Genomic DNA, 14,747 nt, shown 5'->3' with positions numbered 1-14,747 from the left:
TTAATAACTAGGAGGAAACAAACTATGGAGAAAATTTTATCTCTTGCAAAAAATAGAGGATTCGTATTTCAAGGATCAGAAATCTATGGTGGATTAGCTAATACTTGGGATTACGGTCCATTAGGAATTGAATTAAAAAATAACGTAAAAAAAGCATGGTGGAAAAAATTTATTCAAGAATCACCATATAACGTAGGGTTAGATGCTGCAATCTTCATGAACCCACGTACATGGGAAGCTTCAGGACACGTAGGTAACTTCAGTGACCCTATGATGGACTGTAAAGTGTGTAAATCACGTCTTCGTGCTGACAAACTTATCGAAGAATACTACTTCAATGAAAAAAATGAAGATGTAGTAGTTGATGGTCTTCCATTCGAAGAATTAGAAGCTATTATTGATCGTGAAAATATTAAATGTCCTGAATGTGGTAGCCATGACTACACTAATATTCGTCAATTTAACCTTATGTTCAAGACTAACCAAGGTGTAGTAGAAAATTCTACAAGCCAAATTTACCTACGTCCAGAAACTGCGCAAGGTATCTTCGTAAACTTCAAAAATGTTCAACGTAGTATGCGTAAAAAATTACCATTTGGTATTGGACAAATTGGTAAATCATTCCGTAACGAAATTACACCAGGTAACTTCATCTTCCGTACTCGTGAATTTGAGCAAATGGAATTAGAATTCTTCTGTGAACCAGGAACAGAATTAGATTGGCACACTACATGGAAAAATAACTGTGAAAAATTCTTACTAGACTTAGGTATGACTAAAGAAAATATCCGTTTACGTGACCACGACAAAGAAGAATTATCACACTATTCTAATGCAACTACAGATATAGAGTTCAAATTCCCATTTGGTTGGGGAGAACTTTGGGGTATTGCTTCAAGAACAGATTACGACTTAAAACAACATATGGAACACTCTGGTCAAGATCTAACTTATCAAGACTTAAGTACAAATGAAAAATTCATCCCATATTGTATTGAACCATCTGTAGGGGTTGACCGTGTTCTTCTAGCATTCTTATGTGATGCATACAACGAAGAAGAAGTTGGGGAAAATGATACTCGTACAGTTCTTAAATTCCACCCAGCATTAGCTCCATACAAAGCAGCTATCTTACCACTTTCTAAAAAATTAAGTGATAAAGCTGTTGAAGTATATCAACAATTAGCTGTGGACTTTATGGTTGATTTCGATGAAACTGGATCAATTGGTAAGAGATATAGAAGACAAGATGAAGTTGGTACTCCTTTCTGTATTACTTATGACTTCGAGTCTGAAAACGATGGAATGGTAACTGTTCGTGATAGAGATACTATGGAACAAACTCGTATTCCAATCACTGAATTAAAACAATATATCGAAGAAAAAATTAAATTCTAATTAATGAACACTCGGAACGTTAGTTCTGGGTGTTTTTTATGTCTATTTAAGGATAAAAATAAAAAGATTTAAATGTAATGTCTGTATTTTCTTATGTAAATTATCGATGTAAATAAGTATATAAGAGGAAAAGTTCATAAAATCTTTGATATTGTTTATAAAAAAATTAAAAATATCCGATTTTTATCGTGTTTATACTTGATAAATATTTAAACAAGTAGTATAATTTGAAATGTAGACGTACGATAAAAATATTTAATGCAAATAAATTATAAAAAAACGTACATTTAAAATAAAAAAGGAGCTTAAAGTATGAAAGTTGTGGTAATTATGGGTTCGAAGTCGGATTATACAACGATGGAAGAAACTTGTAAGTTGTTAGAAGAATTTGAAATTCCTTTTGATAAAAAAGTAGTAAGTGCGCATAGAACACCTGATCTTTTAGTTGAATTTTCGAAGAATGCGAGAAGTAATGGTTACTCTTTAATTATAGCGGCGGCGGGAGGAGCGGCACATCTTCCGGGTATGGTTGCTTCTATGACGACATTACCAGTTATTGGAGTTCCGATTAAATCGAGTGTTCTTAGTGGAGTTGACTCATTGTATTCGATAGTTCAGATGCCTGCAGGTGTTCCGGTCTTAACTATGGCGATTGGAGTAGCTGGCGCAAAAAATGCTGCTATTAGTGCATTATCAATACTGGGAATTACTAATGAAAAGTATGCTGCTAAGTACGAACGATTTAAAAAAGAACAAGAAAGAATAGTATTGGAAGAGATGAAACTATGATTAAGACAATTTTACCAGGAAAAACTATTGGAATAATCGGTGGTGGTCAACTAGGGAGAATGCTTGCAATGAGTGCTAAGGAGATGGGTTATAAAATTGCTGTTCTAGATCCTAGCGATAGATGTTGTGCGAAGATTTTTAGTGATGTTTTTATTCAAGCGGAGTTTAATGATTTCGAAAGTGTAGAAAAGTTGTGTTCATTGAGTGATGTCATCACTTTTGAATTTGAGAATATAGATGCCGCTTCTTTAGAAAAACTAGAGAAAAAGTATAATATTGTACAAAGTGCAGAAGTGCTGAGAACTACTCAACATAGATATTATGAAAAAGAATTTGCTAGAAAACTAGATATTCCAACGGTAGACTATATATATGTTGAAGAAGATACAAATGTAGAAATAACAAAACCATATTTAATGAAAACCGTGCGTTTTGGTTATGATGGAAAAGGTCAGAAAAAAATAAGCTCTAGTGAAGAAGTAGAACCACAAACGTTACTAGAAGAGTTCGTTAAACTTGATAAAGAAATTTCGGTAGTAGCGGTTAAAGATAAGGACGAGGTAAATATCGTTGCAGTTGTAGAAAATGAACATAGAAATAATATTCTATATCGCTCGAAAGTTCCTACTACAGCAACTAAAGAACAAGAGAATTTAGCTATAGAGTATACGAAAAGAATTCTTAGTAATTTTGACTATTACGGAGTACTTACTGTTGAGTTTTTTATAAGTGAAGGTAAGGTTATTTTTAATGAAATAGCACCACGAGTTCACAATTCGGGACATATAACGATGCAAAGTGCTACTAAGAGTCAATTTAGAGCTCATATTGAAGCTATTTGCGGCTTGAAAGTCGGTAAGATAGAAAATAAAGAAACGACATTATATAATATCCTAGGTCAAGACTTAGATTATTATATAGATGTGTATAAAAATAATGGTGGTTACTTACACTTATATGAAAAAGAACCACGACAAGATAGAAAAATAGGACATATTAATTTTTACGGTGATGTAATTTTAGGAGGAGAACATGACTAATAAACGAATTTTTGTAAAGAAACGTAATGGATATAATAAAGAAGAATTACAGCTAAGAGATAACCTGAACTTAGAGTTTAATCTAGGTCTTGACTCTGTAGAGTTGTATGTAATTTATGATGTCTTTAATATTGATGAAGAAACTTATGAACTAGCTAAAACTTCTGTGTTTTCTGAGATTGTTGTCGATGAAGTGTTTGAAGATATTGAGCTTAATGATGGAAAGTACTTTGCTTATGAAGTATTACCTGCTCAATACGATCAAAGAGCTGATAGCGCAAAAGAAAGCATAAGATTGCTTAACTCAAAGAGTAAAGCAACTGTACGAAGTGGTAAGCTAGTTCTTTTTAATAAAGAATTAACAGATGAACAATTAAAACTTGTTGAAAGTTACTTAGTAAATCCTATAGAAGCTCGTAAAAAAGATTTATCAATTCTTGACTTTACACTAGATTCTACTCCAAAACCACTAAAAGACTTAGCTGGATTTTTAGAGTTTGACAAAGATGCGTTACTTGACCTTAAAAAAGAATTTTCTCTAGCGATGAATATTGAAGACTTAGTATTTATCCAAGACTACTTCAAAAAAGAAGGTCGCGTACCAACTGAAACTGAAATCTATGTATTAGATTGTTACTGGAGTGACCACTGCCGACACACTACATTTGAAACTGTGTTGGATGAAGTTAAAATTGAGTCAGAACTTTTCCAAAAAGAGATGCAAGACGCATTTGATTATTACTTGAACGTCCGTAGTGAACTTGATCGTAATGATAAACCTATCACGCTTATGGATATGGCGAGTATTATCGGTAAATACCATGTAAAAGTATTAAAAGATGAAAATATTGAAGTAAGTGAAGAAATTAATGCATGTTCATTCTTTACTACTATAGAAAATAATGGTGAAAAAGAACGTTGGTTAATCCAATTCAAAAATGAAACACATAATCACCCAAGTGAAATCGAACCATTCGGGGGAGCTAGTACTTGTATAGGGGGAGCTATTAGAGACCCACTATCAGGACGTAGTTACGTATATCAAGCTATGCGTATTTCAGGAAGTGGTAATGTATTACAAAAACGTGAAGATACTTTAAAACACAAACTACCCCAAGTAGATATAGCTAAAGGAACTGCACACGGTAATTCATCATACGGTAACCAAATTGGGCTTGCGACTACTTTTGTTCGTGAATTATATGATGATAGCTATGTAGCTAAACATATGGAAGTTGGTGCTGTAGTCGGAGCTGTTAAGGATGGAGATTACAAACGTGAAACTCTTGTCGATGGTGATATCGTTGTAATGATAGGTGGTAGAACTGGTCGTGATGGTATTCAAGGTGCGAGTGGTTCAAGTGTAGAACATACTAACGATTCATTAAATACTATGTCTAGCCAAGTTCAAAAAGGTAATGCGCCTGAAGAACGTAAGTTACAACGTTTATTTAGAAAACCAGAAGTTACACGACTTATTAAAAAATGTAATGACTTCGGTGCTGGTGGTGTGTGTGTAGCTATTGGTGAACTTTCTGACGGTATTGAAATTCATTTAGAAAAAGTTCTTACTAAATATCAAGGATTAAATGCGACAGAACTAGCTACGAGTGAATCTCAGGAACGTATGGCAGTAGCGATAGATAAAAAACATTATGAGACATTTATTCGTGAATGTGAAAAAGAAAATATTGAATACGCTCATGTTGCTACGATAACTAATAGACGTAGATTAGAAATGTATTACAATGATGAGAAAGTTGTTGATATGAGTGCTGATTTCTTAGAAACTAGTGGTGTTCGTCAAAGATCATCAGTAACGATGAAAGATAATACTGCAACTAATCCATTCTTAAATAAGGAAGTGACTCGTGAAAATATCTTAAGCGAGTTAGGGGAATTAAATGTAACTTGTCAAAAAGGACTTGCACAAAAATTCGATTCTTCAATTGGTGTAACTACAGTGCTTATGCCTTTTGCTGGGAAACATAAACTTACACCAGTTCAAGCGAGTGTTCAAGCATTACCAACGTTACATACAACAAGTGATACAGCGACAATCTTAACTTATGGATTTATCCCAAAGATTTCTTACTACTCACCATTCCTATCATCTATTTATGCGGTGTTAGAATCAGTGGCTAAAGTTTACGCAGTTGGTGGAAATAAAGATAGTTTGTACTTCTCATTCCAAGAATACTTCGAAAAACTAGGTACTGATAGTACTAAATGGGGTAAAGTTACTCAAAGTTTACTAGGAAGTATTTATGCTCAAAAAGAAATTGGTAGACCAAGTATTGGTGGTAAAGACAGTATGTCAGGTACTTTCAATGACTTAAATGTAGTTGAAACATTAATTTCATTCGCTTGTACTCCTGTAAAAATTGCTGATGTAATAACTCCTGAACTGAAAAAAGTTGGCAATAGATTATACTATGTTCCTGTAGAAAAAGATGAAAAAGGATACCCGGATATTAAGAAAACTTTAGAAAATTATGAACTTGTTCATAAGTATATTAAAGAAGGTAAGATAGTATCTGCATATGTCCAAGAAGAAGGAAGCATTGCCGCTTCATTAGTTAAAATGTCACTTGGTAATGATCTTGGTTTTGAAGTTGAAAAAGAAAATATTCTTAACTTTGATCCAGCATCTCTTGTAGTAGAAGCAACGGATGAATTACCGTTTGAAAAACTAGGAAAAGTTAGTGAAAGAATTATAATTAATAATGAAGTGTTTATGCATAAAGATATTTATGAAGCATATACAAAAACACTTAATAAAGTTTATCCATTATATCAAAATGAAGATAAAGGTAATGTTGAAAATCTTCATACAGAATATAAAGAGAAAAAATATTATCCTGAATTTGTAGAAGACGTAAAAGTAGTTATTCCAGTATTCCCTGGTACAAACTGTGAGTACGATAGTGAAAAAGCATTCTTAGAAGCTGGAGCTACACCTATTACAGTAGTTATTAGAAATACTCGTGAAAATGATATTGAACAATCGATAGAAGAATTCACAAAAGCTATTGAAAAATCTCATATCATTATGTTCCCTGGTGGATTCTCAAGTGGGGATGAACCAGATGGAAGTGCTAAATACATTGTTAACTTCTTAAAAAATGAAAAAGTTAAAGATGCAATTCATAAACACCTTTCTCAGAAAAAATTAATCTTAGGAGTGTGTAATGGATTCCAAGCATTGCTTAAATCAGGATTATTACCATATGGAGAAGTTAGAGAGTTAGCTGAAGATGACTTAACACTTTATAGAAATGATAGTTACGAACATATTTCTACTACAGCCTTTACTCGTGTAGCTAACACAAACTCACCTTGGTTACAAGATTTTAATATTGGAGATCAACACGAAGTAGTGTTCAGCCATGGTGAAGGTAAAGTAGTAGGGCTTAATATTAACAAATTTAAACATCTTGTAGCTTTCCAATATAGTGATTTCGACGGTAATGCTACATTAAATGGTCGTTTCAATCCTAATGGTTCAGTTCTAGCTACTGAAGGATTAGTTAGTGAAGATGGACTTATTCTAGGAAAAATGGGACACAGCGAAAGATACGGAGCTACATTATATAAAACAAATACAATAAAAGTTAAACAAGATATATTCAAAAATGGAGTGAATTACTTCAAAGGGGGAAAAAAATAATGAAACTTTTATACGAAGGAAAAGCTAAACAACTGTTTGAATGTGAAAACAATGATGAAATATATGTGCATTATAAAAATAGTGCTACAGCCTTTAACGGTGTGAAAAAAGAAGAATTTGAAGGTAAAGGGGTATTTAATAATACAATTACTTCATTAATATTCGAATACTTAGAAAAACAAGGTGTAAAAACACACTTTATTAGAAAGGTTAATGAAACAGATCAAATCTGTAAACATGTAACTATTATTCCTTTAGAAGTAATTGTACGAAATATAGTAGCAGGGTCTATGGCGAAAAAATATGGACTTGAAGAAGGAAAAAAATTAAAAAAACCAGTCTTTGAGTTAAGTTATAAAAATGATGAATTAAATGACCCTTTAATCAACAACAATCATGCGGTGGCATTAGAAATAGTTACTGAAGAAGAGTTAGAAAATATCAGAAGTCAAGCCTTAAAAATCAATGAACTATTACAAAAATTGTACTTAGATGCAAACTTAGTACTTGTTGATTTCAAAATTGAATTCGGAAAAACTAAAGATGGTGAAATAATTCTTGCCGATGAAATTTCTCCGGATACATGTCGACTTTGGGATAAGGATACAAATGAAAAATTAGATAAAGATAGATTTAGAAGAGATTTAGGTTCTGTAATGGAAGCTTATGAAGAAGTTTTAAGGAGATTAAAAAATGTGTAGTCTTAATGAAGAATGTGGAGTATTTGGTATTTGGGGACATCCGGAAGCTAGTAATGTGACATACTTTGGTTTACATAGTTTGCAACATAGAGGTCAAGAAGGAGCTGGAATAGTTTCTAAAGAAGGTACTAAACTAAGAGGACATCGTGATCTTGGTTTGGTTTCTGAGGTGTTTCGTGATAAAGAAAAATTAGAAAGACTTATTGGAGAAAGTGCAATTGGACATGTTAGATATGCGACTAGCGGAAGTAATAGTATTCAAAATATCCAGCCATTTCTGTTTCATTTCTATGATATAAGTGTAGGTATTTGTCACAATGGTAACTTAATTAATGCCAAAACTTTAAGAAAAGAATTAGAACAACAAGGTGCAATTTTCCACTCTTCTTCTGATACTGAAGTACTTATTCATCTTATTAGAAGAAGTAAAAAAGAAACTTTTAAAGAACAACTTAAAGAAAGTTTGAATATTATAAAAGGTGGATTTACATATCTAGTCTTAACTGAAAATACTCTTTATGGAGCAGTAGATCCAAATAGCTTTAGACCTTTAGCTATAGGTAAGATGAAAAATGGTGCATATGTAACTGCTAGTGAAACATGCGCATTGGATATTGTAGGTGCTGAGTTTGTTTGTAATGTAGGTGCAGGTGAGTTAGTATCTATTAATGATGAAGGTATTAGAATTGAGAAATATACTGAAGATACACAAGTAGCAATAGCTGCGATGGAATATGTTTACTTTGCTAGACCTGATTCTAATATTGCTGGAATTAACGTTCATAGTGCTAGAAAAAGAACAGGACGTGCACTTGCTAAAGAGCAACCTACACCTGATGCTGATATGGTAATTGGGGTGCCTAACTCATCTTTATCAGCAGCAAGTGGTTATGCAGAAGAAAGTGGACTTCCATATGAAATGGGATTAATTAAAAATCAATATGTAGCTCGTACATTTATTCAGCCAACGCAGGAACTTCGTGAACAAGGAGTGAGAATGAAGCTTTCACCAGTAAGAGGTGTTGTTCAAGGTAAGAGCATCGTTCTAGTTGATGATTCTATCGTTCGAGGTACTACATGTAAAAGAATAGTGAAGATGTTAAAAGAAGCGGGGGCTAGAGAAGTGCACGTAAGAATAGCTTGTCCACCACTTATGTTCCCAAGTTTTTATGGAATAGATATTTCTACTACAGAAGAACTTATCTCAGCTAATAAAACAAATGAAGAAATTTGTGAAATTATCGGAGCGGATTCACTAGGATTCTTAAGTGAACAAGGATTAATAGATTCTATTGGTTTAAACTATGATGCACCTTATTCGGGCTTATGTATGGAGTGCTATAACGGAGATTACTCAGCAGGACTATATGATTATGAAGAAAGCTACGTTAATTCAATGACAGATATTCAAAAACAATTTCTAAAAGAGAGAGGTAGAATGTAATGAGTAAAAAGTATGAAGAAAGTGGTGTAAGTCTACAAGCAGGTTATGAGAGTGTAGAACGTATTAAAAAACACGTAGCTCGTACTAAAAATCTTGGTATGATGTCAGCTATTGGTGGTTTTGGGGGAGCGTTCGACCTTAGTAGTTATAACTTTAAAAATCCTGTATTAGTTAGTGGTACTGACGGTGTAGGTACAAAATTAAAACTTGCATTTGAATTAGATATTCATAATACTATCGGTATCGATGTAGTAGCGATGTGTGCTAATGATATACTTGCTCAAGGTGCGATTCCATTATTTTTCCTAGATTATCTAGCAGTAGGTAAAAACTACCCTGAACAAGTAGAAGCAATAGTTGAAGGTGTTGCTGAAGGTTGTGTTCAAGCAGGATGTGCTATAGTAGGTGGTGAGACTGCTGAGATGGCAGGATTTTATGAAGACGGAGAATACGATATCGCAGGATTCTGTGTAGGAGCTCAGGAGAAGGAGTTATTACTAAGTACAGAAAACACAAAATCAGGTCAAATAGTAATTGGACTTCCATCAAGTGGAGTACATTCTAATGGCTTCTCATTAGTAAGAAAAATTTTAAAAGATAATAACATTGGTTTAAACGAAGAATTTAACGGAACTACAGTAGGAAAAACTTTATTAACACCTACTAAAATCTATGTAAAAGAAGTACTTAAAGTATTGGAAGAGGTTAAAGTAGCAGGAATAGCACATATTACCGGAGGAGGTTTCCATGAGAATTTACCTCGTGCTCTAAAAGATGGACTAGGTATGAAGATTGATAAAAGCTCATATGAAGTACCTGAGATATTTAAGTACCTACAAGAAAAAGGTAAAATCGATGAAGAAGAAATGTATCATATCTTTAATATGGGTGTAGGTATGGTATTAATAGTAAACAAGGAAGACGTAGATAAAACTTTATCATTAATTGATAATGCATTTGTCCTTGGAGAAGTAACAGAGGAAAGTGGAATAGAAATAGTATGAAGAAAGTAGCAATATTTGCATCAGGAACAGGAAGTAATTTCGAAAAAATAGCAGATGATGAAAGATTAAAAGATAAAATATCAATTGAGCTATTAGTGTGCGACAGAAAAGATGCAGCAGTTATTAGAAAAGCACATGATAGAAATATTAAGGTATTTATATTCTCTGCAAAAGATTTTGAATCAAAAGAAGCATATGAAAGTGTAATTTTTGAGAAAGTTAAAGATTTAGAATATATATTTTTAGCAGGATATATGAGAATTATTTCACCGTATTTCTTAGATAGATATAAAAAGACAATTCTAAATTTACATCCATCATTATTACCAAAATTTAAAGGTAAAGATGCTATTGAACAAGCGTTTAATGCAGGCGAGAAAGAAATAGGAATTAGTATCCATTATGTAAATGAAGAACTTGATGGTGGAAAAGTAATTGCTCAAAGATCATTTAAAGTTTCAGATGAAGATACTATAGAGACTGTTACTGAAAAAGTACATAAACTAGAACATAAATTATATCCAGAAGTAATATTGAAGTTAGTTGAGGAGGCACTATGACAAAAAGAGCGTTAATAAGTGTAAGTGATAAAACAAATATTGTAGAATTTGCAAAAGGTTTAGAAAAACATGGTTTTGAAGTTATTAGTACAGGTGGAACTTATACTCATTTAAAAAATAATGGAGTAAGTTGTATTAGTATCGAAGATGTTACGCATTTTCCAGAAATTTTAGAGGGGCGCGTAAAAACACTTCATCCTAAAATTCATGGAGGACTACTTTCAAAACGTGGTAATGAACTTCATAATAAACACGTAGCTGAAAATAACATTGAGTATATTGACTTAGTTTGTGTAAACTTATATCCATTTGAAGCTACTGTGAAAAAAGAAGGAGTTAGTGAAGAGGAAATTATCGAAAATATTGATATTGGTGGTCCTAGTATGCTAAGAAGTGCAGCTAAAAACTTCAACGACGTAACGGTAGTTACTGATATCAATGACTATGAAAAAGTTCTAGAAGAACTTGAACAAGGTGGTATAACGTATGAAACACGTCGCGCTTTAGCTATAAAAGTATTTAATACTACAGCTAGTTATGATACTGCTATTGCGAATTATTTTAATAAAAAAGATAATCTTATACCTGAAAAATTAACATTATCTTATAAACTTCAAGATAGTCTTCGTTATGGGGAGAATCCTCATCAAAAAGCTTATCACTACGTACAAGATAATAATGAAAGTTATGCTTTGCAAAATGCTGTGCAACTTCATGGTAAGGAAATGTCATACAATAATATTCAAGATGCTTCTGCAGCTTTAGATATTCTTTCAGAGTTTGATGAGACTACATGTGTTGCTGTTAAACATATGAATCCATGTGGTGTAGCGACAGGAAATTCTGTATTTGAGGCATATAGTAGAGCTTACGAAGCGGATCCTGTATCAATTTTCGGAGGAATCGTTGCAGTAAATGGCAAAGTAGATAAAGAAACTGCTGAAAAAATGCATAATATTTTCTTAGAAATTATACTAGCTACAGATTATGATGAAGAAGCGTTAGAGATATTAACTAAGAAAAAAAATCTACGTATTTATAAACTGTCAGAAAAAAATAATAATCATGAACAACAAATTAAAAGTGTTCGCGGTGGAATCTTAGTACAAGATTTTAACGATAAACTAGCAGATGAATATGAAAGTGTAACTGAAAAGAAAGTAGATGAAAGTCAACAAAGAGATATTGAGTTTGGCTTAAAAGTAGTAAAACACGTTAAATCAAACGCAATAGTTGTAGTAAAAGGTGGGCAAACTTTAGGAATCGGTGCTGGTCAGATGAATAGAGTAGGTTCATGTAAAATAGCTTTAGAACAAGCAGGGGAAAAAGCAAAAGGTGCGGTGCTAGCTTCTGATGCATTCTTCCCAATGAGAGATAGTGCTGATATTGCAGCAGATTATGGTATTTCTGCGATAGTGCAACCAGGTGGTTCTATACGAGATCAAGAAAGTATAGATGCATGTAATGAGAAAGGTGTGGCGATGGTCTTCAGTAAAATACGCCACTTTAAACACTAATATGGCTAAAGTATTAGTAGTAGGAAGCGGCGGTAGAGAGCACGCTATCGCTTATAAATTCCATAAAGAAGGTCACGAAGTACATATGGCAGGTGTTAATCCTGCAGTCGAAAAATTTGGAGTATGTGTAGCATTAACAGAAGACCAAATACCAGGCTACGCAAAAACAAATGGTATCGATCTTGTTTTCGTTGGACCGGAAGTGCCATTAGTTAATGGTCTAGTAGATGAATTACAAAAAGAAGGTGTCCGTGCTTTTGGACCATCTGAGCTTGCAGCACAACTAGAAGGAAGTAAAGTATTCTCAAAAATGATGATGAGAAAATATAATATTCCAACTGCAAAATATGAAAGTTTCAATGATTATGAACAAGCTAAAGAGTACTTAAGCAAGCAAAAAGCTCCTATCGTTCTTAAAGCAGATGGCTTAGCTGCAGGTAAAGGAGTAATAATAGCAAACACTCTAGAAGAAGCACAAGCTGAACTTAAGGAAATGATGTGCAATGCTAAATTCAATAAAGCTGGTTCTAGTGTTGTTATTGAAGAATTTCTTCAAGGGGAAGAATTCTCACTTATGTGCTTTGTCTCTGATAGAAAAATTTATCCAATGGAGATTGCACAAGACCACAAACGTGCATTCGATAACGATGAAGGGTTAAACACAGGTGGTATGGGAGCGTATCTTCCACTTAAGAAAATCACTCAAGAAGATATTGACGAAGGTGTTAGAAATGTAGTTCAACCTATGGTCGATGCAATGAGTGATGAAGGAATGCCATTTTACGGTATATTATATGCCGGTCTTATGAAATGTCATGACGGTGTGAAAACTATTGAATTTAACGTTCGTTTTGGAGATCCAGAGAGTGAGATATTACTATTATCATTAGAAAGTAGTTTATATGAAATAGCTAATAATATTATCGACGGTAAAGAAGTAGAGTTAAAATGGAGTAAAGATGCCTTTATTGGTGTCGTAATGGCAGCGAAAGGGTACCCTGAACACAGTGAAAAAGGTGCTGTAATACAAGGCTTAGATAAAGTATCTACACCAGTATTCCATATGGGAACTAAGCGTGTAGGTGATGATATAGTAATAAATGGTGGTCGTGTATTATTAGTCTGTGCACAAGGAAAGAGCTTGCAAGAAGCATATGAAAAAGTGTATAATGAGATAGTAAAAATAGAATGTGAAGAACTATTTTACAGAAAAGACATCGGTCATTTGTCATTATAGTATTTTGAGATAGATCGATTGAAATAAAAAAACATCAGGAGATTATTGCAATGATTGAAAGATATAGTAGAGAAGAAATGCGTAATATCTTTAGCGATGAGAATCGTTTTAAAGCATATTTAGAAGTAGAACTTTATGCGACAGAAGCTTGGAGTACATTAGGAGTTGTACCAAAAGAAGATGTTGAAAAATTATTCGCTAATGCAAAATTTGACCTACCAGGAATTTTAGAATTAGAAAAAGAAACAAAACATGATATAGTAGCTTTCACTCGTAATGTTTCTAGTTATCTAGGTGATGAGAAAAAATGGGTGCACTATGGATTAACATCTACTGATGTTGTTGATACTGCTTATGGATATTTATATAAACAAGCTAACGATATCCTTTACAGAGATTTATTAAATTTCCAAGAAGTATTAAAAGAAAAAGCATTACAATATAAATTCACACCTTGTATCGGACGTACTCACGGAGTGCACGCTGATATTAGTAGCTTTGGATTAAAATTCGCTCTTTATTATGATGAGTTCAATCGTCATATCAAACGTTTTAACGAAGTAAGAAAAATTATTGAAGTAGGTAAAATCTCTGGAGCTGTAGGTACATTCTCAAATACACCACCAGAAGTTCAAGACTATGTTTGTGCAAAATTAGGAATTGAATCAAGTAATATTTCTACACAAACTTTACAACGTGATAGACACGCAGATTACTATGCAACTTTAGCATTAATCGCAAGTTCAATCGAAAAAATCGGAGTAGAGATTCGTCACTTACAACGTACAGAAGTAAGAGAAGCAGAAGAATTCTTCTCGAAAAATCAAAAAGGTTCAAGTGCAATGCCTCACAAACGTAATCCAATCTCAAGTGAAAACATGGCAGGATGCGCTAGAATCATGCGTGGATATATGTTTGCAGCTTACGAGAATATTCCATTATGGCATGAACGTGACATTTCTCACTCAAGTGCAGAAAGAATCTTAAGTAATGATGCAACAACATTATTAGACTACATGTTAAATAGATTTACTAATGTTGTGAAAAATCTAACAGTATTTACAGACAACATGATTAAAAATATTTATGCTACTAATGGTGTAATTTTCGCTCAAAGAACTATGAGTAACCTTATTGAAAAATACTCATTCTCTCGTGAAGAAGCGTACGATTTAGTACAACCATTAGCGATGAAATCATGGTTCGAAGGTATTCCATTTAGACAACTTCTAGAAGAAAATGAAACTATTAAAAATACAGTCTCTAAAGAAGTACTAGATAGTTGTTTCGATTTAAATGTACACCTTGTAAATATTGACAAAATATACAAACGTATTCCAGGATTGGAAGATTAAAAATAATAAAATAAAACTCAAAGAAAAGAGGT

Annotated in this window: 11 protein-coding genes; all 11 read left to right on the top strand. The window is 33.1% G+C overall.

Annotated elements, in window-relative coordinates:
• Positions 1–24 precede the first annotated feature (24 nt).
• Positions 25–1,398 carry a glycine--tRNA ligase gene (locus GEMHA0001_RS08475; RefSeq protein ID WP_003145078.1) on the top strand — a complete coding sequence of 458 codons (1,374 nt, stop codon included), beginning with the start codon at positions 25–27 and terminating at the stop codon, positions 1,396–1,398.
• 312 nt (positions 1,399–1,710) lie between these two features.
• Entirely contained in the window at positions 1,711–2,187 is a 477-nt protein-coding gene (purE, locus tag GEMHA0001_RS08470) for a 5-(carboxyamino)imidazole ribonucleotide mutase (protein WP_003145430.1), read from the top strand.
• Positions 2,184–3,227, top strand: a complete 1,044-nt coding sequence (locus GEMHA0001_RS08465; protein ID WP_003145311.1) for a 5-(carboxyamino)imidazole ribonucleotide synthase — start codon at positions 2,184–2,186, stop codon at positions 3,225–3,227. The genes purE and GEMHA0001_RS08465 overlap by 4 nt, the downstream gene beginning before the upstream one ends.
• Positions 3,220–6,897, top strand: coding sequence for a phosphoribosylformylglycinamidine synthase (locus tag GEMHA0001_RS08460; RefSeq protein WP_003145197.1), 3,678 nt, complete (start codon positions 3,220–3,222; stop codon positions 6,895–6,897). The genes GEMHA0001_RS08465 and GEMHA0001_RS08460 overlap by 8 nt, the downstream gene beginning before the upstream one ends.
• Entirely contained in the window at positions 6,897–7,598 is a 702-nt protein-coding gene (gene purC / locus GEMHA0001_RS08455; protein ID WP_003145112.1) for a phosphoribosylaminoimidazolesuccinocarboxamide synthase, read from the top strand. Before GEMHA0001_RS08460 ends, purC begins: the two co-directional genes overlap by 1 nt.
• Entirely contained in the window at positions 7,591–9,042 is a 1,452-nt protein-coding gene (gene purF, locus GEMHA0001_RS08450) for an amidophosphoribosyltransferase (RefSeq protein WP_003145005.1), read from the top strand. Before purC ends, purF begins: the two co-directional genes overlap by 8 nt.
• Positions 9,042–10,046 (top strand): phosphoribosylformylglycinamidine cyclo-ligase, encoded by a 1,005-nt coding sequence (gene purM, locus GEMHA0001_RS08445; RefSeq protein ID WP_003145037.1) that lies wholly within the window; start codon positions 9,042–9,044, stop codon positions 10,044–10,046. The genes purF and purM overlap by 1 nt, the downstream gene beginning before the upstream one ends.
• Positions 10,043–10,606: a phosphoribosylglycinamide formyltransferase gene (purN, locus tag GEMHA0001_RS08440; protein WP_003144900.1), complete on the top strand. Its 564-nt coding sequence runs from the start codon at positions 10,043–10,045 to the stop codon at positions 10,604–10,606. The genes purM and purN overlap by 4 nt, the downstream gene beginning before the upstream one ends.
• Entirely contained in the window at positions 10,603–12,123 is a 1,521-nt protein-coding gene (gene purH / locus GEMHA0001_RS08435) for a bifunctional phosphoribosylaminoimidazolecarboxamide formyltransferase/IMP cyclohydrolase (RefSeq protein WP_003145598.1), read from the top strand. The genes purN and purH overlap by 4 nt, the downstream gene beginning before the upstream one ends.
• Before the next feature lies 1 nt (position 12,124).
• Positions 12,125–13,360 carry a phosphoribosylamine--glycine ligase gene (purD, locus tag GEMHA0001_RS08430; RefSeq protein ID WP_003145712.1) on the top strand — a complete coding sequence of 412 codons (1,236 nt, stop codon included), beginning with the start codon at positions 12,125–12,127 and terminating at the stop codon, positions 13,358–13,360.
• 50 nt (positions 13,361–13,410) lie between these two features.
• A complete protein-coding gene (gene purB / locus GEMHA0001_RS08425; protein WP_003145347.1) occupies positions 13,411–14,715 on the top strand; it encodes an adenylosuccinate lyase in 1,305 nt (434 codons plus the stop codon).
• Positions 14,716–14,747: the final 32 nt, after the last annotated feature.

This window comes from Gemella haemolysans ATCC 10379 (assembly GCF_000173915.1).
Lineage (GTDB): Bacteria > Bacillota > Bacilli > Staphylococcales > Gemellaceae > Gemella > Gemella haemolysans.
The sequence above is the reverse complement of the archived record's forward strand: the minus strand, read 5'-3'. Positions and strand labels throughout refer to the sequence as shown.